The following is a 26573-nucleotide window of genomic DNA, read 5'->3' on the forward strand; positions in this document are numbered from 1 at the left end:
CCTGAAGCGTCTCAGCTTGCCGCCATGGCGTTCAGGCTGATCTGTCGCAGGACGTTGCGGGCAATTTCCCGGATCGGCTCGTTACGCGACAGAACGAGCAGCGAGATCTCGACATTGAACTCGGTCTTGATCGCGGTCTGGATCTCGACCCCGGCAAGCGAGTCCACCCCCAGCTCGTTCGGTCGGGCACCTGGATCGATGCTGTCCGGTTCAAGCTTGAGCACCGTTCCAAGGATCGATTTCACATTATCCAGCACAAACTCGTAACGCTCCTCCGGGCTCAGGCTCTGGAGATGGGCGAGCTTCTGGGCGGATGTGTTCTTGATGCTCTTCTCACGGCGGATCAGTCCGAATTTCGGATTACGTTCGATAGCGCCGTGATGCGCGAAGCAGGTCTCCCAATCGATCGCCATGGCCGCAACGTTGTCGCGGTCACGATTGATGAGGTCGGGCAGGAAAGAGAGCGCCTCCTCTGCGGGGAGCAGGCGGAAGCCCGCATTCTCGAAGAACTGCACCACGCTGCCCTCCTGGGCGAGCATGCCGACCTCTGCAATCGGCCCCCATTGCACGGAAACGGCGGGATAGCCTTCCTTGCGACGGGCACTGGCCAGGGCGTCAAGGGAAGCATTGGCCGCGAGATAGCTGCTTTGGCCGATATTTCCCGTCACGGTGACAATCGAGGAATAGAGCACGAAGTAGTCAAGCGGGCAGTCTCGCGTCAGCAGATCCAGATGACGCCCGCCGAGCAGCTTCGGCTTGAGCACATTGCGCAGGCTCTCTTCCGAGAATTTCGAGATCAGCCGGTCATCGAGGATACCCGCCGCGTGGAACACGCCCTTGAGGGGCTGCCCGGCCTCGAGAATGGCTGCCTTGATACGCGCCACATCGTCATAGATCGCGACGTCACCATAGTGGAGAGTGACGCGCGCCCCGGATTTCTTGAGGGCCTTGATCGCATCAATTGTCACCTGATCGCGGCGAACACTGCGTCCCATCAGGTGCACATGCCTTGCCCCGCTGGCCACCAGCCATGCCGCGGTCGCCAGTCCGAGGCCGCCCTGCCCCCCCGTGATCAGGTAAGCCCCGGCCGGATCGACTGGACGCACCGGCTGTCGCTGGGCCCGCACATTCGACAGGTCCTCGTAAGACACGAGAATCTTGCCGATATGTCTGGACGACGACATGTGCTTGAAGGCGTCACGCACCTCGGAGGCCGGATAGACCTTGTGCGGCAGCACGACCGTATCGAACTTGCGCGACAGATACGGAATGCGGTCGAAAATCGCCACGGCCTTACGATGGTCCTGCGCCATCATCAGGTCTAGATCGAAGCTGTGGAATGACACGTTCCCGTTGAAGCTGAACTGCGAGAGATCGCGCTTTTCCCAGATATCCTTCTTGCCAATCTCGACGAAGCGCCCTGTGTTGCACAGCAGCGCCAGGCTATGCGCCTGGATTTCGCCGGGGGAACTGTTGAGCACGACGTCCACGCCCTTGCCGCCCGTGACTTCCAGAATGCCGTCATAGAAAGCCAGGCTGCGTGAATCCCACACGGCCTCGCAGCCGCGATCGAGCAGGATCTGGCGTTTCTCGTCATTGCTGGCCGTGGCAAAGATGCGCGCGCCGATGATCTTGGCGATTTCGATCGCGGCCAGACCCACACCGCCTGCGGCGGAATGCACGAGCAGGATCTCGCCCTTTTTCAGCCGTGCCAGGTCATGCAGGCAATACAAGGCCGTGGCGATGGCAATAGGCAGGCCCGTGGCTTCTGCCACGGTCAGCGGGCGCCCCGCCGTCTCGAACAGATCCAGGGCCATCACGCGGAAGCCCTTGACCGGGATCGTCATATGCGAGGTGAAGCACCCTGGATGACAGGTCAGATACCGCTTGCCGACCTGGAAATTCTTGACACCCTTGCCAACGGCCACAACCTCGAAACAGCACTCCATGCCCATTTCCGTGGTGTGATAGGTATCGAGCAGGAATTTTTCCGGCAGGACCGAGATGCCTTTGAGCATGTCCTTGAAGTTCAGCGACGTCGCCAGCACCCGTACGGTGATCTCGCCCCGACCGGGTTCGCGCACATCGAAAGCCCTGTAATGCAGACCGTCCAGCGTACCGGTGCGGCTTTTCTGAAGCTTGATGCCCGGTGAGCCCGGCAGATCCGACAGCCTTCTGTCCGGCTGACCATCGACAGGAACGAAGCGCGGCGCAAAGCGTCGCCCGTCGCGCAGCGCGACTTCAGCCTCGCTATCCTCATTCAGAATCTCGGCTGCGAGCGCCGTCACCGCCTCCGTGCCCGAGAGCGTGGCGACATCGATCACCTTGCCCCGGAATTCCGGCTTTTCGTCAACGAGCCCCTTGAAGAAACCGACAAGGGCAGCGCCATCGGTTCGCACCTTCGATTTCTGCGGTAGGAGATCTTCCGGGTCAAAGAACGTCGCGTTTTCGGAGACATAGATGAAGCGCGGCTGCTTGTCGGAACTCTCGAATCCAAGCCTGCCGCCAAACTTGACCAGTGTCGTCATCTGCCCGATCAGGGTGTCGAAATCGGAATCCGGGTCCGGCCCGGCCATGTAAACAATGGCATCGAGCGTAAGGCCAGGCTCCAGACCTATCGCAGCGGCCGTGATGTCGCCCGAGCGCGGCGGCATCAGGATCGTGACGCCGTTTTCTTCGAGCAGGGCCGCGAGTTTCTTCTGACCAGCACTCTTGTGACCTGCCAGAAGGAGCGTCTTGGGCTCGGCGAAAAGGATCGATGCCTCGGACTCGATCCATTTGGTGACATATTCCTGGGTTTCGACACTGCCGGCGGCCTCCTTGTGGGCACGCGGCACCTCAGCGAAACGCAGGCCCTTGACCTCGGCAACGGGCATACCCGCCATCGTGTAGAGGCGCAGCGACGCTTCGATCTGACTTTTGCTGATGGACGTGATTTCGGCACGAACGAGACATTCCGTCGTTCCCTTACCGTAACAGCTCAGTCTCTCGAAGCCGACCGGCACATACATATGATCGGCATAGCTTTCAGGCACCAGACCGATCATGGCATGCATGGCGCCGTCGAGCAGCGTGGGATGCAGGTAGTAGTTTGCGCCCTCGTCCCGTTCTGCCTCGGTCAGGGCCACATGCGCATAGGCCACATTATCCTGCACAGCGAGACGCTGCAGCGTCTGGAAACGTGGCCCGTAGTGAAAGCCGGAGGTACGGATGCGGTCATACAGAACGCTGCCCTGTGCGCCCTTGTCGAGCCAGGCCTGTGCCTCATCCCGGTCCATCACCGGCATGGGCCAGGGCGTTGACGAGAGAATATCGACCTTGCCGTGGTCGATCCACATCTCCGAGAACTCTTCCTTTGCGCTGTGGAAACGCAGCGCCTTGCGGCTCTCGTCGTAATCGAGATGCAGGATCGGATTATCGCCGGTCTGCACGACGAGAGGCGCCAGAATTTCGAAATTCTCGAGTACGACGCCGCTCTGCCCCTCGATCTCATGGCCGACAGCGAGTGCGGATTCGATAAATCCGGCCGCGGGGAGCAACACGACATTATCGATGCAGTGATCCTTGAGCCAAGGCACGCCCAGCTCGGTCAGATCGACCACGAAGGACTTGCCCGGCGTCATGGCCCCGAAGCCGATCAGAGGATGGCCCGAGCCACCGTGCCGGAACCGATGCTCGCGCTCGTTTTCCACCCGGAATTCCTCACGGGACCAGCGATAGCTCGGCAGATCGATCAATACGCCACCGGTGATGCTCTGCCAGTCCAGGCGCGCCGTATGCAGGATGATGTTGGCGACCGCATTTTCGAGGCATTTCGCCTCGCTTTCCTGTCTGTTGAGCGTGCTGATGACACTCAGCTTCGCCTGCTGCTTGTCCGCAACCGATTTCAGGGCGCGACCGATAACAGGATGCGGCCCGATTTCGACGAACTGGGTGAATCCGTCGGCGAGGCAGGCCTCGACTGCCGAGGCGAAAAGCACAGGCTGACGGGCATTACTGAACCAGTAATGGGAATCTGCGCGATGGCTTTCACCGGCAAGACTGCCGTAAACCGTCGAATAGAACGGCGTCACAGCCGGGTCGGGGCTGAGCCCAGCCAGAGCCTCCTTGAGATCGGTTTCGATACGATCCATCACAGGGCTGTGGAACGGGACATCCACGTTCAGGACCCTGTTGAACAGGCCCTTCTGGGTGAGCACGGCGGCAAGGGCGCGTATGGCGGTTTCCGGACCCGCCAGTGTGCAGGTTGCGGGCGCATTCACCGCCGCTACGCAAAGTTCGGGGGCTTCCTGCGTGATGAGTTCCTGCGCCGCCTCAGCCGATAGCCCAACCGCCAGCATGCGCCCCGTGCCGTCCAGCGTGCCCTGCAGGCGACTGCGGTAATAAATGACCGTCACGGCGTCTTCGAGACTGAGGCTGCCCGACACATAGGCTGCTGCTACCTCGCCCATGCTGTGACCGAGCACCGCATCAGGGAAAATTCCCTGCTGAGCGAGATATTCCGTCACCAGAATCTGGATGACGAAAATGGCAGGCTGGAGGATGGCTGTCCTGTCGATCCGACTGTCGGATTCCTCGCGCAGGATTTCCTCGCAGATGGAATAGCCGGAGAGCTTGCGGAACAGGGCGTCGCAGGCCTTGGCCTTGGCCAGAACCTCCTTCGGTGCCTCCCTGAGCAGATAACGCCCCATGCCCCACCATTGCGGCCCGACACCCGAATAGACGAAGACGATGCCCTTGCCCGATTGTGCCTCGACACTGGCCTGCACCATGTCGGGGGCACGCTGATCCTGCAGATACGCATCGAGCTTGGCTGCCAGATCCTGTTCATCCTGCGCCATGACCAGAAGGCGGTGACGGAACAATGTGCGCGACGTCGCCAGGCTGTAAGCGAGGTCCGCCAGCGCAGGAGGCGCCTCGGCGTCCAGACGGTCTCGATAGGCGGCTGCCATGAGCGGCAGGGATGTCTTGGAAAAAGCTGTCAGGAGGAACGGAATCTTTCCGTTCAACCGACGGGCTATCGTCTTCTTTCGGCGCGAGGGGGCTTTGTCCTCGGGGCGTCGCAGAAGCGCGATGGCATTCGTGCCACCGTAACCAAAGGAATTGACCCCGGCATAACGCGCCGGCTTCTTTCCCGACAGGGAACGCGTTTCGCCACGGACAATATCGAGATTCCATTCGTCGAGGTGAATGGAGGGATTGATGTTTTTGAGGCCGGGTTGGGGCGGCACTTCCTGATGACGCAGGCAAAGCGCAGCCTTGAGGGTGCCGAGTACACCGGCTGCCGCCTCTGTATGGCCGAGATTGGCCTTGATCGCGCCGATCACCAGCTTGTCTTTTTTGAACTGGGCGATGGATTGGGAAAGCGCGTAGGTCTCGATGGGATCGCCCGCTGGCGTACCCGTGCCATGGGTTTCGACATAGGCGACCTCTCGAGGGTCCACCTGGGCCTTCTCGAGCACCTCTGTCATCAGCCGCGATTGGGCGCCTGCATCCGGCGAGGTCAGGAACTGCGTGCGCCCATCAGAATTGACACCGGTCGCGCTGACAATGGCATGAATCGTATCGCCATCGCGTTCGGCATCTTCCAGTCGCTTGAGCACGAACACGACGCTTCCCTCGCCGCGCCCATAGCCATCGGCTGCAGCGTCGAAGCTTTTCGAGCGACCATCGCGGGCGATGAAATGTCCCTTGGACATGAATATGGAGGTTTGCGGTGAGATCATGAGGCTCACACCGCCGGTCACGGCAATATCGGTATCCCCGTCATTCAGGCTGCGACAGGCCTGATGCAGCGCAACAAGCGAGGACGAACAGGCCGTGTCGATGGACATGCACGGTCCCTGGAAATCGAAAACATGGGCCAGTCGCGCAGAGAGCATCGTCGAAGGCGTCGCCGTTGCAGCAAAATGATCGCGCACCGTCGGCAGATTATAAGGGCTCGAAGTATGAGCATGGGCATCGACAGCGAATATGCCGATGAATACCCCGGTCTTCTGCCCGGCCAGACGGGCGGGCAGGATACGCGCCGACTCCATCGCCTCCCAGGTCACCTCGAGCAGCAATTTCTGCTGGGGGTCGAGGATCTGGGCCTCTCGCGGTGATATACCGAAAAAAAGCGGCTCGAACTCATGGATGTTGCGCTTAAGGAAACTGCCCCGGCGCATATAGGTCTTCGAGGGGGCCTCGATTTCCTCGGCATAGAAGCGCTTGAGGCTCCAGCGCTCCTCGGGGATATCGGTAACAGCCTCACCCTCCGCGCACAGGAAAGACCAGAGCTCGTCAACATTGGTGATATTGGGGGCCAGACGGCACCCGATCCCGATGATGGCGATATCAGACGTTTTGTTGCGCGACATGATAAGACTGAAACCCTACAACTATATGATCGCAGACGGCCTGATGGCCCTGCCCTTTCCGAGACGAGGCACCTCTGCCTCACATGCTTCAGGTCGGAAGCGGTTCTGCGCGGTCGAACGCGGCGGCAAGCCTGTCGCGGTCTACCCGGCCATCGAGCGACCACGGGACATGATCGACCGACATCACCCGTACGGGGGGAAGTGTCGGATAAAATGCCCGCAAGGCCTGAGCGAGACGCTCGCCATCGAAACCCGAGGAAGATGCAAGCGCAATATTGATGCGATTGCGCCCGGACGCATCCAGAGAGAGAAAACTCCCAAGCTGACTTTGTCCCAGAATATCGCGGCCGATATCGTCGATCACACCCAGATCGAATTTTTCCCCACCGATCGAGACCAGGTCATCGACACGACCAATAACGCGGACCACGCCGTCATCAGCCATGCTCCCACGATCACCCGGGTAGAACCACCCTTTCTCAAAACGGCGCGCGCGATCTGTCTCGCCATCTGCATACCCGGCAAGCAGGCCCGAACTCCTGATGCGGATAATCCCCTCCTGACCGGCAGCGAGCGGAACATCCTGCGCATCCACAACCTGAAGCGTGACCCATGGTAGCACAGTGCCAACCGTGTCGTCCGTTTCAAAGCTAGACGCGTGGCCGAGGGCGAGAGCACCGCACTCATCCGTCCCGTAGGCAGAAATCAGATGCGGGGTCAGCTTTGCCAGCGCCTTGTCGCGCAGAACATGATTGAGCCTGCCACCCGTGACGATAAGCCGCAACGTGTCGAGCGGCCTCATGCCTGGCGGCAGGACTTCGATGATATGAGCCAGATGACCCGGGGTTACCACGGCCACGGTCGGGATCTTCCGCGCAATAAGAATGCCGATATCGGTGTGGCTGACAAAATTAAGCGGGGCACCGCTGCAGAGGCCACTGCATCCGACAACGAAACCTGTCAGGGAGATGACCCCGATAGTCGACAGGATATGAGGATGCGATGCCGCGATCGCGCCAAAAGACTGATCCTGCATGACCATATGCATGATCGCCATCTCAGCCTGGCGGAACGTCATCGCCAGGACCTTGCGCTCGATATCCGTGCCCGCCGCGATTGCATATCGGCACACGGCATCAGGATTATTAGCCAGATTGACCGGACGCGCTTCTATCTGGCGCACGCGTGAAAGCCAGGCCTCATTGATTTCAAGAACCTGAACGTCCTGAAGGGATAACCCGCCGATGGAAATAATGATATCAGGCTCGAGTAGCTGGACGTCGCGCAGGAAGGAAGGGTCCGAGCTCTCAGGCAGGGAGGCACTGGCGAGTCCCAATGAAGCAAGGGAAAGTACAAGTACCCAGTGCCAGTACAGATTACCGCAATGAATCCCGACAAGCCTCGGATCGGCCTCTTCGAGTTTTCGGAGAGCCTGAGTGACTGCCCTGACGTCGCGTTCAAGCTGCCCGAAAGTCCAGTCCTGCGCGAGACTGTCGAATGCCAGGGAATGAGGGTTCTGCTTGGCGTGACGCAGAGCCATGACATGGAACATAAAAACACGATCCCTGACGATAAAGAGGGCGGCCCATCCGGCCGCCCCGGGTCATGAATAATGAATGACCCAATTGAACCTTGGCGCTCAGCCTACCTGAGCCCCTCGAAGTGGTACCGGAGACTGGGCGAGGTATGGCCCCCCGGCCAGAACTTCGATCGCGACAATACAGACTGCGTCTGATTTGCGATCGCTCAAGTCGAGCAACGCGGAACCCGTTGTCCAGCGTTGACGACCATCCTCAATATTTGACCAGCCTTCAAGTGTTTCATCACGAAGATGACTTGCAAGATGACGTGTCTGGTCCGCTTCCCAAATCTGGATATCACCAACCAGAACGCCAAGATGACGGCGATCGTCATGGAACGGGCCGATCACATCCATCGGTCTCGACACGCGGGAAACGATCCGGACGCGTCGGGCATCGGGCGGCACCATGAACACGCTCGATCGATTGACCATACGCATACGGCGCATGATGCGTCCCCTGTCATCAACCAGATGCAGGTCAGGATCCTCGGTAATTTCAGGCGCTGCAATCTGGCTTCCCAGATTGAGCGAGGCCGCACGATGCGAAAGCGACGCGTGAAGAGGCTCCACGAAACCGCGATCCACACGCAACGGCGCTGCGCCATCGCCCTCCCAGGTGGCCTCCGGCGCATTGATCAGATGAACAACCGCTCCGGGTTGGGCAAAACGCCTGCGATCACCCGTATCGAGATAGCTTTCGCTGAGCGCGCCATCCGCCCAGATGATCGAATGCTTGTCTGTTTCGATATGATAATAATCGAAATGGGTGATGCTGCGATCATAGGCGATGCTTCGGCCGTTAACCAGCATACGTGCCGGTACGAAAGCGCCGTTGAGATACATGGCATGCTCTGGCGTCACAAGAAGATCCTTGGACGGCACATTCTCACCCAGCGCATTGCGGAGGATACGGACAGGGTAACCGGCCTCGTCATCTTCAAGCCAGGTACGAACAATGCTCGACCGATGACCAAGCCATACGATCTCCCGCATTACCACATCGCCATCGACGAGGGCCGCGACACGATCGCCGACCACAAGGTCCTCTACCGCGATCTCACCCCGCTCGGTACGGATCAGGGTACCCGTCAGGTAGCATTTGTCATAAACGATGATCGCGCTTCCATCGGCCGGATCACGCTCCAAGTGATAATCGCTCGATGCGTTGCCTTTGGTGCCGTGAACATCGCCCTGCCACAAGACATTCCCATTGACGTCAACAATACTGATCGTGTTGTGGCTGTATACGATACGCTGCCCCTCGTTCCAGCTCAGTGTATCGATGTCGATACGACCCTTCCAGCCAACGGTGATATTCTGGAGAACGGCACCTGACTGAACAATCAGCAGTCCCCCAGGAAGATTATCGTCCTCGCAGATACCGGAAATGACGGCGTTGATCAGCGTTGCGCCAGAATTGACCGTCATCGTGCCACCAGCATTGATAGTGGCATTGATGAGGTAGGCATCGTTCAGGAGCGTTGCGGCAGCAGCCTGCTGGATTGCCAGTGTATTGAGATTGGCACCGGCCTCGGCCAGAAGGCTGCCACCCGAACCCAGCGTCATATCCAGCGAGAGCGCCCCCCCGCCCACGTGAATCAGCCCGCCAGCCGAGGCGACGCAGTCCGTGGCAAAGGCCCCGTCGCCCAGTAGCTGGGTACCTGCACTGAAGATGGTCGACACAGACGATCCGCCAGCGGACACGAGTTGGGTACCGCCGACGATGCTTCCGATATCGGTGCCGCCACTCGCAAGGGCCTCGGTGGAGCCAATATCGAACTTGCTGCCTGAAATAACGCCCGGACCAGCGAAGGCTTGCCCCTTGAGCGTGAAACCACCCCCGGCAAGACCAACACCTCCCGCTTGCACATGCGCGTTAAGTACAAGTCCCGGTTCACCGCTATACTTGCCGATCTTGCTGGCCAGCACGCCGCCGAGATTACCGACCGTCACGCCACTGACCACACCGTCATTGATCGCGGCGAAGCCGCCACTCTCATAGGCGGTACCGCCCAGCGCCTGACCGTTACCCCCTGCCAGAACCACACCGCCGGAGACGGCGGTTGCTCCATAGGCGACCGACGCTGCCGAGGCGATGAGCATGGCAGGATTATCCGTCCCACCGGCACCGAGCCCCTCAACATACACGTTTGTCGTAGCGTAATTTTTATCTGTAGTGATGAGCGTCGCGCCACTCAGAACGCGATAGGACATCGGCCCGACCTGGGTGATCGATGCATTCCCGCTCATACCGGTAGAGGTAATACCCATATCTCAGCCTCCTCGCCAGGGATCGGGCGCGGGCATACTGACGGGCGGCAATTCCCGGACGCAGGGAAGACGTCCTCGATTGCCAGGGAGATCCGTCAGAAATGCCGCGCTTCCGTTCACAATTACTTAACAAGCAGACCCCTGACATAGAAAAATCCGACAATCAACGCGGAGATATATAGGCTTTTACTATAGTATATTGTTATATCTTATTTGTTTTTTACAAACAAAATCTGCATTTCGAGTTTAACTCATTCACCAGCAATAATTATTCCATGATGTGGGCCAACTTGAACGCCATTGCCCACAGCGTGATCCCTGGGAAAATTAATCGTGAAGATCATGTAATTAACTCCCGGCTCGAGATTGTTCACAAGTAAAACACACAAAAAGGATTCTCCTCTACCGCAGCAGAAGGAAGAGGTCTGGGCATGAGGCAATCAACACATGACCCCTCACGCCCGTGCGAGGAAGCTCCTTACTCCCCTCAGCCCGCGATCGCTTCGAGCGAGCTATTTTTGTCCATAACCGGATAAGGGCCGCCCGCGACGATCTCGATCGAGAGCATCGCCGTTCCTCCGGCCTGCACTTCGATCGGCGGCAATTCGGCATTGCCCGAGGTCCAGCGGCCTGTAATACCCGCTTCGGGGCTCGTCCAGCCTGCCAGCGTCTCGCTGGTGAGATGCGCGTCCAGCGACCGGGTCTGCCCCGCCTCCCAGATCTGGATCTCACCGACCATGACGCCCAGATGACGGCGATCATCGACAAAGGATCCGATCATATCGACAGGTCTCGCTGTTCTCGACACAAGTCGCAATCCCGAGACATTCGTCGGAAGCATGAAGAGATGCGAACGATTAACGACACGGATCGCCCGTATCTCGTTGCCCCGATCATCGACAAGATGCAGATCAGGATCTGTCGTCGTCTCAGCCGCAGGATGCACTGCGGTCATACCCAGCGCGTCGGCCCGTTCTGAAAGCGCTACGTAAACCGGTTCGACAAATTCACGCTCGACACGGAGCGGTGCTGCAGCGTGAAGCGCCCAGTCCCGCGCCGGCGCATTCAGCAGGCGCACAACGGAGCTGCCGCGCGAGAAGAGGTTGCGGTCACCGGTATCGAGATAGCTCTCGCTGAGCGCGCCTTCGGACCACAGAACGGAATGCTCATCGGTTTCAATATGGTAGTAATCGAACTGCTTGATGTTCCGGTCATAAACGATGCTGCGACCATTCACGAGCATGCGCGCCGGGATAAACGACCCGTCAATGAACATCGCGTGCTCAGGCGTAACCAGCAGATCCCGATGCGGAACATTCTCAGACAGCGCGCCCTGCTTGATACGGACGGGATAACCGGCTTCGTCGTCAGACAGCCCCTGGCGTACATTCGTGGAGCGATGGCCGACCCAGATGATGTCGCGGGCAACCTCCTCTCCATTCACGTAAGCGAGAACGCGGTCGCCGACTTCGAGATTTTCGACGGCCACTTCGCCACGGGGGGTACGGATCATTGTCCCCTTGAGGAAGCATTTGTCATAAACGATAATCATGCTGCCATCGACCGGATCCCGCTCAAGATGGAAATCATTCCAGCCAGCTGACGTCCCTCCGCCGACAGGGCCTTCCCAAAGCAGATTGCCATCCTTGTCGAGGACCATCATGTCGTTGTTTGTGTAATATATCTCGGCTCCCGAAGTATATTGGACGCTGTCGATATCCAGTCGGCTCTTCCATCCCATGCTTGTCACGCCGCTCAGGACCGCCCCGGATTCCAGCACCAGCAGTCCGCCGACACCCCCACTCGACGTGGTGCCTGCGATGACACCATTGAACAGGGTCGCGCCGGAGTTGAGGGTCAGAGTACCACCACCTGCAATGGTTGCGCCTGAGATGATCGCCGCCCGATCGGCTGTAGCTGCTGCCGCAGCCTGAATCTGAACGCCGTTCACACGACCGTTCATGTTGACATGCAGGCTGCCCCCAGAGGCGATGATCAATGCCGCACCCGTGCCGCCCGAATAGACCTCGATACGACCGCCTGCTGAAGCGATGGATCCACTAGCCAGACCCGCGCTGAAGATTTGTTGCGTCCCTGCACTGAAGATCGACTTCATGGCAACGCCAGCCGAGGACACGATCTGTGTGCCCCCGATCACGCTGCCGATGTCAGTTCCGGCAGAGGTCAGGATTTCCGTCGAGCCTACATCGAATCTGCTGGCGGAGATGATACCGCCGCCTTCAAATCGCTGCCCCTTGATGGTGAAACCACCACCCGCAAGACCATAGCCCCCCGCCTGCACGTGAACATTGCGCACGATACCCGCGCCGCCACCATACCCGGCGACCATCGAGGCCATCACGCCACCATTGGAGCCGATCGTTGCTCCATCGACGACACCGCCATTGGCACCAACGAAGGAGCCACTATCGAAGGCCGTGCCACCGACTGCCGTGCCGCCATTGGCCCCCATGACAACGCCACCAAACCCGACTGTTGCACCGGAAGCAACACCGGCGGCGGAAGCGACGAGCACAGCAGGATAGTTCGTGCCACCGGACTGGCCGGGCAGGAACCCTGAGTTATCGGGTCCGTTACCGAAGCCCGAGACCATAGGGTTGAAAACAGTTGTCCCAGCGCCTTGCACCGCAAGCGTGGCGCCGCTGAGAACCGAGTAACGTCCTCCGGCATAGGTAATCTGGGCGCCGATTGCCGAACCACTCGATGTGATCGTCATTTCAAATCCTCGAATTATCCGGTTCGACGCGCTCTTCTATCGCAGATCCTACAACAGAGACCTTGGCCACGCTTCGCTAGACCGGGCATTTACATCACGCCGCCTTTATCTGGACGACTCGTGTTGCTTATTAGCAAACATCAATGCCATAGAGTCCCTGGAACCGCAATACGTAATTGTTTGGTATTAACCATCACATTGTTGGCATAAAACGACAATATGGGTTCTATTGTGAATACAGATGTTAATAGATCGGCATATATTTGTCATTTTTCGTTAAAGCATAACAAAACATTGCAGTCGCTCCTCGTAAGTCAGATCAGTGTCGCTGCAGTTTTCACAGCGCGGCCCGACGGGAATCCCAGGCATGAGCCGACGGAGACAGTCGGTGCGGAGATTTTCACAGAGAATTCTATAGCGTAGCCCCGTGTCGACTTACGTTGCAGGACGTCCATCAAAAATCACGCAATTACTCCCCGGCGCCGGCTATATTGCGTGCCTCAGAGTGTCGCTGCGACAGGGAGTCGGAAGTTGAAAAATAATCTCCGCCGCCGGGTTAAGGCCAGATTCCGCATGATGATTGATGCTATCAGGAGCCGGTATTTTTTCGCTTTCGACAGCGCAGGATATTCATGAACAGAGTCATTTTTCTCAATCCCTTCGACGCGGGCGCTATTTCCGGGGGCGTCAAGGTCACGTATCAACATGCGGAGATGCTGGCAAAATCGGGATATAAGGTTTCAGTCTTCCAGCCATCAGGCAGACCAGACTGGCTCGATATCTCCGAAAGGCTGGATATCTGCGGAAGTTTTACGGCCGCCCCGGGCGACGTACTGGTCTTTCCTGAAATCCTTGTGGATATGCTGCTCGATATCGCAAAGACGCCTTTCCCAGGCAAAAAGATCATGTTCTGCCAGAACCCGTTCTACCTCTATAGCTATGGTATCGGCGGGCAGGAACTGATGGATATGGGATTTTCCCACTTCATCGTACCGGGTGAGGAAACAGCGCGATCCCTGTCTTCCATGCTCAGGGTGCGCAATGTGCACGTCGTCCCCAATTCCGTCGACACAGCCACATTCCACCCCCGGAACAAAACGCTCTCGATCGCGACCAACCCGCGCAAATGGCCCGCAGAAGCCGGGAATTCATCCCTCGCTCATCTGATCCGCACGATGCTTCACCTTAAATATCCCGAAACGCGCGACATCCCCTGGTTCATGCTCGAAAACATGTCTCAGCGTGAGGTCGCCCAGACCATGGGCAACGCAGCAATTTTCCTGGCGCTCTCCCGTCAGGAGGCCATGCCTCTGACCCCCCTGGAAGCCATGGCCTCCCGCTGTGCACTGGTGGGTTTTCATGGCACGGGTGGCAAGGATTATGCGTCGCATCGTAACGGGCACTGGTTCTCGCCCGAACAATGTGAGGAGATTGTCGATTGCTTGTCGGGACTTATATCCGAACTGCGTCACGGGGCGCCCCGCATTGACAGAATGCTCGACGAGGCTGAAAAGACCGCCCATCATTATTCGGTGGGCGCCACCTATAACGCTCTTATGCAAGTTTATGGCGAGATCTGCGCCCATTTCAGCACGTCTCCTGACGCCGTATAGTTGAAGGCAATATCAATGGACAGCATGCCGAGCCAGGCCGGCCCCGACGGAATACGGTATGATTTCCAGGATGGGTGCCGAATCAGCCTTCCGCCGGGAGACTGGCATGCCGAGATCATGGACACTGGAACCCATACGCTGCTCTTCTCGCAGGGAGATTTCCCCCAGGGGACGGGCAGCGGTTTCGTATGCAGCTCCAAAAAGTATTTTGTGCCGTTCTCGCTCAAGATTTCCCGCAACGGAACCACGGTGCTCGAACACACGCTCGATCTGCGCGGTCGGGAAATTCTTATCGAGATGCATCTGGGCGGCATCGGCGATCATCTTGCCTGGATCGGCCAGGTCCAGGCCTTTGCCGCCAAGCACGAATGCATTGCCCATTGCCTGGTGCGTCCCGGGCTTGCAGAGCTCTTCCGGGATCAGGATGAGCGACTGATCGTCACGGAAGATAGGGCTATTCTCGAGCGGCCCTTTTATGCACGCTACAAGGTGCTGATCTTTTTCAACGACATCAATCGTGATCATCAGCCCACCGATTACCGGCAGGTTGGGCTGGCCGTATCCGGAGCATACATCCTCGGCCTTACCCCAGAGGCACGCCTTCCGTCCATCAGGATCGCGGATGGCGGTCGACCGATCGAAGAGCCTTATGTGTGTATTGCCACACAGGCTACCGGGCACAACAAATACTGGAATAACCCCGTAGGCTGGCAGAGGCTTGTCAGCCATCTCAAGGAGAAGGGGTATCGTGTCATCTGCATCGACCGTGATCGCGTGGCGGGCAACGGGACCATCTGGCACCATATTCCCCATGGTGCCGAGGACATGACCGGCCCTCACCCGCTGAGTGAACGCGCTCGATGGCTACGCCATGCCGATTTTTTCGTAGGATTATCCAGCGGGTTGTCATGGCTTGCCTGGGCCGCAGGATGCCCGGTTGTCATGATCAGCGGCTTTACCGAGCCGTTCAACGAATTCGAAACGCCTTATCGCGTGATCAACCGCAATGTCTGCAATAGCTGCTCGAATGACGTGACGATCGAATTTGAGCGCGTCAATTACATGTGGTGTCCACGCCATGGAGACTCAGAGCGCGATTTCGAATGTACCAAGATGATCTCACCGGAACAGGTTATCGGAACCGTTGATCGCGTCATTGCCGATATCGGAGGCCAGGGCTGATATGAGCAAGATTGACGCCATCATCGATTCAATCCTGAATTTCGATCCGTCTTCCGGGGAAGCCTCGCCCAGACAGGATGTCACTGAGCCTGGCTCGGCGGTCACGGAGACCCCGCAGGAGACCAAGGATTTCGCGAGCCAGCCTCTCGTGAAACCTGCTGACAGAGCCAAAGGATCATCCGACAAAGGCGCTTTCCCCGATCCTGCTCCCGTCCCGACGCAGCAGACGGCCCACAACATTGCCTTCGACTTTAACGGCGGAACGCGCGTCAGTATCCCACCGGGAAGATGGCGGGTCACCCTCACCGATACCGAGCGCTCGGTTTGCCTCTATAATGACGAGGCGAGCAACTGCATGATTCTCGGGTCGAAAAAATATTTTATCCCGACGCGCATCGAGGTTCGTTGCCTTGAGACGGATCAGCTCGTTCTGTCCCATGACTATGACTGCGGCGCACGGGATGTGGCCATCCTTCTGCCTGGCGGGACACTGGGCGATGCCATCGGTTGGTTTTCCTATGCGGTAAAGTTTCAGGAGAAACACGGCTGCCACCTGACAATCGGTATGAGCCCCGATGCCGTAAAGCTGTTTGCCGGCCAATATCCCGGGATCAGATGCTGTACCTTCGAGGACTATGAGGCGGAGCGATCCCGGTTTTATGCCACTTATTATATCGGGCTGTTTTTCCAGGATGAAGCGCATGACTGGCAGCCTTCGGATTTCCGGCTTGTGGGGCTGCATCGCACCGCAGCGCATATTCTGGGCGTCGACGATCATGAAATTCCGCCGCGACTGAACCAGTGGCCTGTCAGCGAGCCACCGCTGGACAAGCCCTATGTCGTGATCGCGACCCAGGCTTCCAGCCAGTGCAAGTACTGGAATAACCCGCATGGCTGGACGAGCGTCATCCAGCACCTCAAGGGACTTGGGTACGAGGTCGTCTGCATCGACAAGGAATCTGTCTCCGGGCATCGTAACCACTGGAACTACATCCCCCATGGGGCTCGTGACGAAACCGGCCATCGCCCGCTCATCGAGCGCGCCTACTGGCTTAAACACGCATCGTTTTTCATAGGGCTGTCGAGCGGTCTCTCATGGCTGGCCTGGGCTGCAGGCACTCCGGTGGTGATGATCAGCGGATTTACGCACCCATCCAATGAGTTCCACACGCCTTATCGCGTGTTCAATCCTCATGTGTGCAACAGCTGCTGGCACGATGTGCGCACCCCTTTCGAACACGGCAATATGTTGTTCTGCCCCCGCCACCAGGACACGCCGCGTCATTTCGAATGCACCAAGCTGATTATGCCCGAGCAGGTGATCGCCTATTGCGACGCCCTTCATCGGCAGCTTGCATCAAGCGCGCAGCAGTGAGATTCCTGTCATGCCCCCCCTGCGCAACGGTCTGAGAGTCCTGACCCATGTATGAAGAAGAACAGGCTCTTGTCGGCATCGAAGCCTGGAAACAGAGAACACTTGTCGATCTGCTGCATTTCAGGCGTCTGACCCGCCATGAGAGCTCGATCTTTCTCTTCCTCGGTGATGGTGAAAACGTTACCGAGACATTGAGCGCGGCCGAGTTGCATGACCGCGCCTGTCTTGCCGCTGCGCATCTGACCCGCATTCTGCCTGCTCCCGCCAGAATTGTCCTGCTGTTCGAAAACGGCATTGAGTACATTGTAGCGTTCTTCGCCTGTCTGTACGCAGGGCATGTCCCTGTTTCGGGCATTTACCCGAGTGCGATCGGGGCGACGGAGCGTTTCACCTTTATCCTTCATGACAGTGACGCCAGAGCGGTACTGGGAAAACGCGAAACGCTGACCCTGTTTCATCAGGCCGGGCGCGACGCAAGCAAGGTGAAATGGATCCCGCTGGAAAGCGCCCTGAGCGCCCCGAAGCCTGCCGAACCTGTGCCCCTCAAGTCAGAAGATCTGGCTCTTGTGCAATATACGTCAGGCTCCACGGAAAACCCCAAAGGGGTCTGCCTGACTCATCGCAATATCTGCCATAACATCCATGCTCAGCTTATCTCTTTCCAGTATCAGGACAACGATACCGGGTTAAGCTGGCTCCCTTTCACCCATGATATGGGACTGGTCGGTGCGGTGCTGCCTGCTCTGGCAGCAGGCAATCCCTTCTACTTCATGGCGCCGGACAAATTTATCGAGAGGCCGTCCCGCTGGCTGGCGGCCATCAGCCGTTACGGGGCGACCATTTCTGGCGGCCCCGACTTCGCCTATCGCTATTGCGCCCGTCTGCCGGAAAAGGAAATTGCCTCGGGCTGGGATCTGTCCCGCTGGTCTGTTGCCTTTAACGGATCAGAAAACATCAGCCCCGACACCCTGGGAAAGTTCAGCCAACGCTTTGCACCGCAGGGCTTCAGAGCGTCCTCTTTCTATCCCTGTTACGGCCTTGCCGAAAATGCGCTGCTTGTCACCTCAGGCCGCAAGGGGGCAGGCGTCAACCTCGTCTCATTCGACCGTACAGCTCTGAGCCACGGGAAAGCCGTTCCGCGCCCGGATGCGGACGGCGACGACGTTTCCCTACTCGCCAGTTGCGGTACGGCACATGAAGATCAATGCGTCATCATCGTCGATCCCGACGCACGCACCCCCCTGCCGGAGGGTCATGTCGGTGAGATCTGGATCGACAGTCCAAGCGTGAGCTCAGGCTATCTCAATAATCCCCTGCGCAATGCCCATTGTTTCGTGACGAAGGACGGTATTCGTTACCTCCGCACGCAGGATTTCGGTTTCATGTATCGGGGCGAATTGTTCCATGTCGGTCGCCTGAGCGAAAAATTCACGTATGAGGGAAATGTCTATTACACCAACGACATCGCCCTTGCGCTCAGTCAGGCGCTTGATAGCGCGCTCTGTATCGTCGTGCCGCCCGATCTGCCGGTTCGTGATCTGCCGACCCTGATCATCGAAATCGGAAGCCCTGACCCGTTGGCTACCATGCGTGAGACGCTGGGCGAGGTCATGAAAACCTACCGAATTGCCCGCTTCGATTTCTACGTCGTCCGCAAGGGCTATGTGATCCGGACGCCGTCTGGCAAAATCAGGGCCGATCTGACACTCGAAAATATCCTGAATGAAAAATCCTCCATTCTCGCCTCGGGAGACACCTGTCTGCCCGTCGCAACGGGTATCGAGCGGATGATCTGATCATCCCCGGCGCAGCGGCTATGACTACGAGCCATGATTGATTCTGCCGGGACAGATGTGCTGGACGCCTTGTGCGGTATTGGCTCTCATAATCAGGAATGATGATTGCGTTAATTTAATACGCGATACTGTTTCGATGCGCGCATGGACCCGTCTTCACTGCTCACATTGTAGATATCGCCTGTTATACCCCTTGTATCCTGACCACGCTGTCCGTTAATGACCGCTGGAGCGGTACTGCGCTTCTCAGTCAATCGACTGACCGGAACCTCGACGCTTGTAGGGGTATCGACCTTGTGACATCCTCGTCGTCAGTTCGATCCGGCGACGTTTTATCAATAATCAAAGGCACTCTGCAAAATGGCAGATAATACCTCAGACAAGATCTTGAACCAGATCGCGCAGGGAATCGCCTCACTCAATGCTGAGTCGGCACCGATCATTTTCGCCGATAATGTTCCCGTTTACGGCCATGTCGGGGGAATTATCACCGTGACACTCGCCGCAGAACGCCCTTACGGCAATGAAATCGTCATTGCCCCCACCGCCCATCTCAGGCTTACCCCGAAGGCCGCGAAACTTCTGGCTGAGTCCATTCTCAAGGCATTTGCCATGGGTGAGCGCAAGGAAGCCTCGGTCAACTGAGCTGGCTGACTGGCGGGACATAAGGGACAATCCCCGTACATCCCGATCACGCTATCTGTCTCGTGCTGCATCGCATTATGGGCGCGTTCCGATTTCCCGCCCTGTCGTAGCCTCTGGGCGATCGGATGATCGGATCGCCTCTCCCAATCGGGCGAGATTGGCGCGCGCCGATACGTCGCCGCAGTCGGACCCAGCCTCGAAATAGGTTCGGGCATGTGTGACGCTGGGCAGCACGTCACCAAAGCCTTCCTCATGCAACAGCCCCAGCATGTTGAACGCCTGACCGACGCCCCGGCGTGCGGCCTCGATATAGGCCTGACAGGCGCACACCCTGTTGATCGGCACGCCCTCTCCGACAAGGTACAGATCACCGAGATTGTAGAATGCCCAGCCATCCCCGCCTTCAGAGGCTGCTTCGAACAATTCCCGCGCGCGTGTCACATCCCGTGCCGTACCCCAGCCGCGCTCGAAAACACGGCCAAGCATGTTCAAGGCGACGGGGTGCCCTGAACGGGCCGCCTCGGTAAACAGGCGATAAGCCTCGTGCATGGCGCCCTGGTCGAGATGCCATTGCGCCAGATAGAGACCGGCCTTGAGGCGCTCATCCAAAGGAGGGGGCCTGACAGGCGCGCCCATTACGACAGGCGTACCACAGCGCATGAGAGATAGATGGCCGCCATCAGGCAACGAAACCCATAAGGAGAACTCTCAACAGGAACACCTCATGACGAGACCCGGGAGGGTTTCGTCATGAGGCAGAACAGGGCGATCAGGCTGCTTCCCCCCCCTGCCTCCATTCCGGACAGGGATCACCCCGGAACGGAAAGGCATATGAAGGGCGGGAGCCCCACAACCCCGCCCGGATCATCGGATCAGAAGCGCAGTCCGACCGAGCCGAGGAAGGTACGGCCCGAAAGCGGCACGGTACGCGACGTCGAGAATGCCGAGGCGTAATTGCGATGGTTGGTCAGGTTGTTGGCGTTGAACTGCACATGGTAATGCGAGATATCGTAGGAAATCATGCCGTTGAGCGACATGTTATCTGGCATGCGTCCGGTACGGCCTTCATTGGACCAGTAACCCGACGAGTACTGAACACCGCCACCGGCCTGCAATTTGCCGTTATTGGGCTTCAGGACGAGACGCGACACGTCATAGGTGCTCCAGACCGACAGGCTGTTGGCCGGAAGCTGTGGTGCGCGATTGCCGCTGTAATTGGCGCTGTTCGTGATTTTGCCGCCCATATAGGCATAGGAGCCATAGATCTCCCAGTCACGGGTCAGCTTGCCGGTGGCGCTGACTTCAAGGCCACGAATGCGACGGCCGGAACCCGCATCCTGGAAACCGGTGATGATGTTGCCATCGTCGTCATAGGTGAAGGAGTTGTTCTGCTCGATCTGGAAGATCGCGCCAGTCACGCCGAGGCGCTTGTTGAAGAAATCGGCCTTACCGCCCAGTTCGTACAGGTCGCTGCGCTGCGGCTTGAGATCGCGCCCATTCGCCGCCACGTCGCCAATGCCGGTCGAGCTCATGGTCAGTGAGGACACATCCGTGCCGACCGGCTTATAGGACTGCGAGAAGGTGAAGTAGAAGGTCGTGTTCTCGAGCGGCTCATACATCAGGCTGGCCGACGGGCTGAACTTGTTCGATTTCTGCTTCTGCACACCGATCGCCGACTGGGCTGCGCTCCAGTAGGTCGAGCGATAGTCATCCCAGCGCACTGTGCCATAAACCGAGATCTGCTTGGTCAGATGGATCTTGTCAGCCAGAAACAGGCCGAGATCGCGGAAATCGGCCGTACGGCTGCCCGTTGCCGGGAAGGTCAGCATCGTGCCCGGATACTCGAATTGCGGCGTTCGGATCTGCTGGTTGTTCACACGGTTGATCCAGGTGCCGTAGAGGCGATCATCCTTGGTGTAGTTGATGTCCACACCAGCGCGAATATCGTGATGCATGAAGCCGGTCCGGAACTTGGAATGACCCATGGTCACGTTCTGTACGCCCCAACCGGCCTGATCGTAGCCCATGCCGCCTCCGGCACCGTAGGCCAGTGTCGGATTGCCGCCCGCTAGGAACGATGTCGCGCAGGCCCCGGAGCAGGCGGCTGGGGTCGTCGCTGCAAAATTGCGCGTGTAATGCGAGTAACGCGTATCGTTCGAGAGCGTCAGCCACTTGGACAGTTCGGAGGCAAATTTCGAGGTGACCATGTGCACATTGCCCATGTCGCGGTCGAAATTGCGCGAATAATTGGTGTTGCGCGGCAGACCATATTCCGTGATCGGACGATAGGTCTTGCCGATCTGGATCATCGGCACGCCGTAATCGGGGCGACCACGGCTGCCGAGCCACTGATAATTCAGATGCCAGGTATTCTTGGTTCCCAGCCCGACACCCAGGTCGGCAGCAGCACCATAGCGATCGCTGCGGACATTGTTCCGATCCGCCACCATCTGCTTGTTGTACATGCCGTTAACGCGCAGGGCGGTATGGGCGTTGATTTCGTAATTGGCATCGGCTGAGCCGCGATACTGCATGCCGCTGCCAAAGGACTGATCGGCCCCGAACGCATTGCCGCTATGCGCCTTCTTGAGCGTCTGGTTGATCACGCCGCCTACATTGCCTGCACCGAAATACTGGCCGGACGGTCCCTTCACCACCTCGACGCTTTCTGTGTTGTAAACGTCGCGCACATAATTACCGAAATCGCGCAGACCGTCCTCATAGATATCGCCGCGTGCCTGCTGGCCGCGGATGCGGAACTGGTTGCCGTTCATTCCACCATTGCCCTCACCCGCAGACATGGTGATGCCCGGAACGTTGGACAGCGCCTGATCGAGGGTGAAGAGTCGCTGCTCTTCGATTAACTGCTTGGGCACGACACTGACCGTCTGGGGCGTTTCACGCACATTATCCGGCATACGGCCGATATCGAGGGTCGTCGTGTTGGTGTTGAGCGTGTTGATCTGCTCCTTGCCATGCACACGCACGGCAGGAAGAGCGATGGATTGCCCCTCGGCAGTCTGGGTGCCTGTAGCCGTCGTTTCCTGGGCCTCGGCTTCCTCAGCAGCACCCAGCCCCATGCCGGCGGTCAACGCCAGAAGAAGAAGGCGTTTCTGTTTCCCTGAGTATCCAGGGGAAAGCTTCGAGTGAAGCTCGCTTTTCTTCTGCATCTCTCCGGGAAACGCGCAGTCTTCGGGCATATGATCCACCACAAATTCGTTTTCGATCACGAAGACAATCCGGCATGACCTCTGAAATGTTTTGACATAACATGATCATCGTTGGGATCATTCTGTCGCATCCCTCCTCACCCGGGAGGAATACTCAGAATCACGGCGCACCGTCTTCGGCGACGTGTTTCTGCCATGTAACGCCGAGATGCAAACGATTCTTAAAATCTTTCTTAACTCGCAGTAAAACTGTGCTCTCACCGCCACAGTTCAAGATGCCGCAGTCAGGATTCAGATGAACTCGATATGCGTTTTAACCCCCAGCAAAAGCTGGTTGCGCAGTCCCGGCTGAAGCCCCGGATTGATGTAATATTGGAGGTCAGGTGCGATGGAGACCCCACGCCACACATGCATCTGGTAGAAGGCCTCGATGACGCCACCCCCATCCTGGGGGAAGCGCCCATGTCGGGGTAGTTTGCCATGACGACGCACCGCCTCACGCTGAGCATGCACGACAGAGCGCGAAACCTGCACCCATGACGCATTGAGCCCGATCGCGTCCGCGGGGCGCGACTTCATCATGCCGCGCATCAAAAAACCGAGGGAATATTGCGCCTTGCGCAACTGGGTGCGGGGCGAATTCCAGTACGCCACGCCCAGTACGGTCAGGCCGGCATCCCGCCCCCTGCCCTGAAAGCGCCAGACCATCTGATCCGCCATGACCCATGTGGACCATGATCCCTTAAGGCGCCGTGGCGTCCCGTCGGTCAGATAGAGGCTTTGACCGCTCCCCGTCTGGAAAGGCGAGTCATGCCGCGCCGTATCATAGACAAATCCGAGCTTGTACCGACCGGGCAGCTCGCGTTTTTCGCCCCAGCGCGGCGACCAGGCCAGTTCAACCGGTAGCGCCATGCCGTCGATTGTCGCCCCATTGAACTTGAAGCCGGTACGCGTCTGGTGATGCGTGTAGATCGCCTCGGTTTCGGTCAGGTATACCCCCGCCTGCGCTGTCAGAACATCGCTGATCTGCACACGGGCTCGGGTCGCCCAGTTCGACATGGGAAAAGCGGCATGCGCCTTGTTATCGGCAGCGGTTCTCGGATTACCGCAGAACGAGGCGTTCATAAAATTGCAGTAGAGCGGGTTGGCCGAGAAATCGGACAGGAAGGTCATGCGTCCCACCGCCGCGTTCACCCGGTCATAGAGCATGGATTTCTCGACATAGGCAGAGACCAGATGGATGACCACATTGCCCACCCCACCATAAGTGGCCTGACTGGGGGTGAGGTAGTCGCCAAATTTATGACTCGTCGGGCTGCCATATCCGCTGGCCAGCACGATATGGGTCGAAATGCCGCCTGCACCCGCCAGACGCTCCCAGTCGATATCAGCCCCATAGGTCGCGATACCAACGTTCCCGACGCCTTTTTTCAATCCCTGATCCGGGGTGGGGGCATTGATCATGGCCTGCATCTCATTGGTATGCTGCACGTGAAGCATCACGCCGTGATCACGCAGGGAAGCGAGGCTTGTCAGAACTGTGCCGGAATCGGCATGAGCCAATCTCATCTGCACCAGCCCGATATACCCCGCGACGAGACCCAGCCCGAACATCGCTCCGTGTCTTGCCCAGCGCCGCATTTCTCTTCTCCCGACTTCATCGCCGCTTTTCCAGCCCGTCGTTTCAATCGGCGGTTTGTGGCGATTTTCGGCCTGTCTGGCCCGAGCAATGTTTTGTCTGTTACGCTTGTGATCCGTCTTACGCGTTTCCTGAAAGGGTCGATCATGAGCGACCATCCCTTCCGGCAGGTCGATGTCTTTGCCGCTGCCCCCTTTGCCGGCAATCCTCTGGCGGTGATTCTCGATGCCGACGGGCTCGATGACGCGCTGATGGCCCGTATCGCGAACTGGACCAATCTGAGCGAGACGACCTTCCTGTTGCGCCCCACCACCCCCGAGGCCTCATACCGCGTACGCATCTTCACTCCCGGCGGTGAACTCCCTTTCGCCGGGCATCCTACACTCGGCACGGCTTTCGTCTGGGCATCCCTTCCGGGCAACACTCATGACGGCATGATCGTGCAGGAATGCGGAGTTGGGCTGGTTCGGGTCAAAGTCGAGGCCGGACGCTACGCCTTTGCGGCGCCGCCGCAGCGGCGCAGCGGCGCCCTTACGCCCGAGGAGCGCCAGACGGCCTGTGCCGCACTCGGCCTGACCCCGGACGATATCCTCGACGCCGCCTGGGGGGATAACGGGCCGCCCTGGCAGCTCCTCGCCCTGCGTGAGCGGCGCGATGTGCTGGCCGTCACGCCGAACTGGTCGAAGATGGGCGATAATCTCTACGGGATCGTCGCGCCGTGGCAGGAAGACCGCGATGAAACAGGCGCCGCTTTCGAGATCAGGGCCTTCGTGGGTCAGAACCAGGGTTTCGAGGACCCGGTAACCGGCAGTCTCAATGCCGCCATGGCGCAGTGGATGATCGGCAAGGCTATGGCCCCCGAAACCTATCTGGCGAGCCAGGGCACGGCGCTAGGGCGCAACGGGCGCGTCTCTATCCGCAAGGACGATGAGACGATCTGGGTGGGTGGCACCGTCACGCCCCGTATCGCGGGAACGCTCACCCTCTGAAACGACGAAAGGCGGCCCCATTGGGAACCGCCTTTCGAAGCAGAGACAGGGTCGTCTCGGAGATAACCGATCTTACGGGACGAGGACCGTCTTGATGGACTTGTCGCCCTTCTTCATCAGGTCGAAGCCTTCCTTCCACTGATCCAGCGGCAGGGAATGGGTCACCACGCCCTCGACCGGCAGACGTCCATCGGCAATGGCGGCGATGGTGAAGGGGTAGCAATACGGACCCAGATGGGCACCGAGCACGTCCAGCTCCTTACGATCGGAGATGATCGACCAGTCACAGGTCACTTCATCGCCGAACACGCTGAACTCGACGAAGCGGCCGAGCTTGCGGATCATGTGCAGACCCTGACGAACGCTGGAGGGATGGCCCGTTGCTTCGATATACACATCGCAGCCATAGCCACCGGTCAGTTCCTTGACCTTGGCCACCACGTCTTCTTCCAGCGGGTTCATCACGATATCCGCGCCGAACTTCTTCGCCAGATCCAGACGGTCCTGCTTGGTGTCGAGCACGATCAGCTTGCTCGGGTTCTTCAGGCGGGCAGCGCCCACCATGCCCAGACCCAGCGTACCGGCACCGGCCAGAACCACCACGTCATCGAGCTGGATATTCGCACGGTTCACAGCGTGAACGGAGCAGGCATAGGGCTCGATCAGGGCAGCCGCCTCGGCGGGCATGTCTTCCGGAACGCGGTGGGTGCGCGACGTCTTGGGGAAGCGCATATACTTCGCCATGGCGCCGTTCGTGTTGTTCTGGAAGCCGTACAGGTCGTGACGTTCGCACATCCAGTACTGCCCGCCCTTGCAGTAACGGCAATCGTCGCAGGGGACGATCTGCTCGCTGATCAGGCGGTCACCGATCTTGTACTGGCCGCGCAGGTTCTCGCCGATCTCGACGGCGCGCCCGATGAACTCGTGGCCCGGGATCATCGGCGGCTTGACGTAGCGGGGCTGTTCCTTGTCGCCCCAGAAGGAGGGGGCGCCCAGGAAGCACTTGATGTCACCGGCGCAGATGCCGACGGTCTCGACTTCGATGATGATGTCATCGGGACCGGCGCGGGGCACATCCACCTCTTCCCAGCGATAATCGCCGGGCTCGTAGGCGACGACGGCCATCATTTTTTCCGGCAGAGCGACGCTGGCTGCTTCTTTCTGCAGGGCGCCCAGATCAGGTGTGACGATCTTGTTCATGGTCTTGTCTTTCTG

General features: G+C 58.6%; 14 protein-coding genes. 6 read left to right on the plus strand and 8 right to left on the minus strand.

Annotated elements, in window-relative coordinates:
* Positions 1-11: 11 nt before the first annotated feature.
* The 4 genes from AA0535_RS15080 to AA0535_RS15095 form a co-directional block, all read right to left on the minus strand.
* Positions 12-6359 (minus strand): type I polyketide synthase, encoded by a 6348-nt coding sequence (locus AA0535_RS15080; RefSeq protein ID WP_264817491.1) that lies wholly within the window; start codon positions 6357-6359, stop codon positions 12-14.
* Positions 6360-6447: 88 nt separating this feature from the next.
* The gene (locus AA0535_RS15085; RefSeq protein WP_264817492.1) at positions 6448-7911 is read right to left on the minus strand and encodes a class I adenylate-forming enzyme family protein; all 1464 of its coding nucleotides are present in this window, start codon (positions 7909-7911) and stop codon (positions 6448-6450) included.
* 87 nt (positions 7912-7998) lie between these two features.
* Positions 7999-10212 carry a Hint domain-containing protein gene (locus tag AA0535_RS15090; RefSeq protein WP_264817493.1) on the minus strand — a complete coding sequence of 738 codons (2214 nt, stop codon included), beginning with the start codon at positions 10210-10212 and terminating at the stop codon, positions 7999-8001.
* Positions 10213-10699: 487 nt separating this feature from the next.
* On the minus strand, positions 10700-12949 hold the full coding sequence (locus AA0535_RS15095; RefSeq protein WP_264817494.1) for a Hint domain-containing protein: 2250 nt from the start codon (positions 12947-12949) through the stop codon (positions 10700-10702).
* A gap of 632 nt (positions 12950-13581) precedes the next feature.
* On the opposite strand from AA0535_RS15095, the gene AA0535_RS15100 reads away from it, so the two are divergent.
* From AA0535_RS15100 to AA0535_RS15120, 5 genes are all read left to right on the plus strand, one after another.
* Positions 13582-14562 (plus strand): glycosyltransferase family 4 protein, encoded by a 981-nt coding sequence (locus AA0535_RS15100; protein WP_264817495.1) that lies wholly within the window; start codon positions 13582-13584, stop codon positions 14560-14562.
* 15 nt (positions 14563-14577) lie between these two features.
* A complete protein-coding gene (locus AA0535_RS15105; RefSeq protein ID WP_264817496.1) occupies positions 14578-15744 on the plus strand; it encodes an autotransporter strand-loop-strand O-heptosyltransferase in 1167 nt (388 codons plus the stop codon).
* 1 nt (position 15745) lies between these two features.
* Entirely contained in the window at positions 15746-17119 is a 1374-nt protein-coding gene (locus AA0535_RS15110; protein WP_264817498.1) for an autotransporter strand-loop-strand O-heptosyltransferase, read from the plus strand.
* Between the two features lie 47 nt (positions 17120-17166).
* A complete protein-coding gene (locus AA0535_RS15115; protein ID WP_264817499.1) occupies positions 17167-18915 on the plus strand; it encodes an AMP-binding protein in 1749 nt (582 codons plus the stop codon).
* A 360-nt stretch (positions 18916-19275) separates the two neighbouring features.
* On the plus strand, positions 19276-19560 hold the full coding sequence (locus AA0535_RS15120) for a hypothetical protein (RefSeq protein ID WP_264817501.1): 285 nt from the start codon (positions 19276-19278) through the stop codon (positions 19558-19560).
* A gap of 75 nt (positions 19561-19635) precedes the next feature.
* On the opposite strand, the gene AA0535_RS15125 is transcribed toward AA0535_RS15120, so the two are convergent.
* From AA0535_RS15125 to AA0535_RS15135, 3 genes are all read right to left on the minus strand, one after another.
* Positions 19636-20169 (minus strand): tetratricopeptide repeat protein, encoded by a 534-nt coding sequence (locus AA0535_RS15125; RefSeq protein ID WP_264817502.1) that lies wholly within the window; start codon positions 20167-20169, stop codon positions 19636-19638.
* A gap of 263 nt (positions 20170-20432) precedes the next feature.
* Positions 20433-22730: a TonB-dependent receptor gene (locus tag AA0535_RS15130; RefSeq protein WP_373319362.1), complete on the minus strand. Its 2298-nt coding sequence runs from the start codon at positions 22728-22730 to the stop codon at positions 20433-20435.
* A 291-nt stretch (positions 22731-23021) separates the two neighbouring features.
* Complete coding sequence (locus AA0535_RS15135; protein WP_264817503.1) at positions 23022-24371, minus strand: carbohydrate porin; 1350 nt, start codon at positions 24369-24371, stop codon at positions 23022-23024.
* Between the two features lie 144 nt (positions 24372-24515).
* On the opposite strand from AA0535_RS15135, the gene AA0535_RS15140 reads away from it, so the two are divergent.
* Positions 24516-25358: a PhzF family phenazine biosynthesis protein gene (locus tag AA0535_RS15140; RefSeq protein ID WP_264817505.1), complete on the plus strand. Its 843-nt coding sequence runs from the start codon at positions 24516-24518 to the stop codon at positions 25356-25358.
* Between the two features lie 72 nt (positions 25359-25430).
* On the opposite strand, the gene AA0535_RS15145 is transcribed toward AA0535_RS15140, so the two are convergent.
* Entirely contained in the window at positions 25431-26558 is a 1128-nt protein-coding gene (locus tag AA0535_RS15145; RefSeq protein WP_127103249.1) for an MDR/zinc-dependent alcohol dehydrogenase-like family protein, read from the minus strand.
* Between the last annotated feature and the right edge of the window lie 15 nt (positions 26559-26573).

This window comes from Asaia krungthepensis NRIC 0535 (assembly GCF_025995175.1).
GTDB classification, from domain to species: domain Bacteria; phylum Pseudomonadota; class Alphaproteobacteria; order Acetobacterales; family Acetobacteraceae; genus Asaia; species Asaia krungthepensis.

Bases quoted from the DNA above. Each gene is read 5' to 3' on its own strand.
- AA0535_RS15115 (WP_264817499.1), top strand. From the start codon at position 17,167: ATGTATGAAGAAGAACAGGCTCTTGTCGGCATCGAAGCCTGGAAACAG.
- AA0535_RS15105 (WP_264817496.1), top strand. From the start codon at position 14,578: ATGGACAGCATGCCGAGCCAGGCCGGCCCCGACGGAATACGGTATGAT.
- AA0535_RS15130 (WP_373319362.1), bottom strand. From the start codon at position 22,730: ATGCAGAAGAAAAGCGAGCTTCACTCGAAGCTTTCCCCTGGATACTCA.
- AA0535_RS15145 (WP_127103249.1), bottom strand. From the start codon at position 26,558: ATGAACAAGATCGTCACACCTGATCTGGGCGCCCTGCAGAAAGAAGCA.
- AA0535_RS15080 (WP_264817491.1), bottom strand. From the start codon at position 6,359: ATGTCGCGCAACAAAACGTCTGATATCGCCATCATCGGGATCGGGTGC.
- AA0535_RS15090 (WP_264817493.1), bottom strand. From the start codon at position 10,212: ATGGGTATTACCTCTACCGGTATGAGCGGGAATGCATCGATCACCCAG.
- AA0535_RS15120 (WP_264817501.1), top strand. From the start codon at position 19,276: ATGGCAGATAATACCTCAGACAAGATCTTGAACCAGATCGCGCAGGGA.
- AA0535_RS15135 (WP_264817503.1), bottom strand. From the start codon at position 24,371: ATGCGGCGCTGGGCAAGACACGGAGCGATGTTCGGGCTGGGTCTCGTC.
- AA0535_RS15085 (WP_264817492.1), bottom strand. From the start codon at position 7,911: ATGTTCCATGTCATGGCTCTGCGTCACGCCAAGCAGAACCCTCATTCC.
- AA0535_RS15110 (WP_264817498.1), top strand. From the start codon at position 15,746: ATGAGCAAGATTGACGCCATCATCGATTCAATCCTGAATTTCGATCCG.
- AA0535_RS15095 (WP_264817494.1), bottom strand. From the start codon at position 12,949: ATGACGATCACATCGAGTGGTTCGGCAATCGGCGCCCAGATTACCTAT.
- AA0535_RS15100 (WP_264817495.1), top strand. From the start codon at position 13,582: ATGAACAGAGTCATTTTTCTCAATCCCTTCGACGCGGGCGCTATTTCC.
- AA0535_RS15140 (WP_264817505.1), top strand. From the start codon at position 24,516: ATGAGCGACCATCCCTTCCGGCAGGTCGATGTCTTTGCCGCTGCCCCC.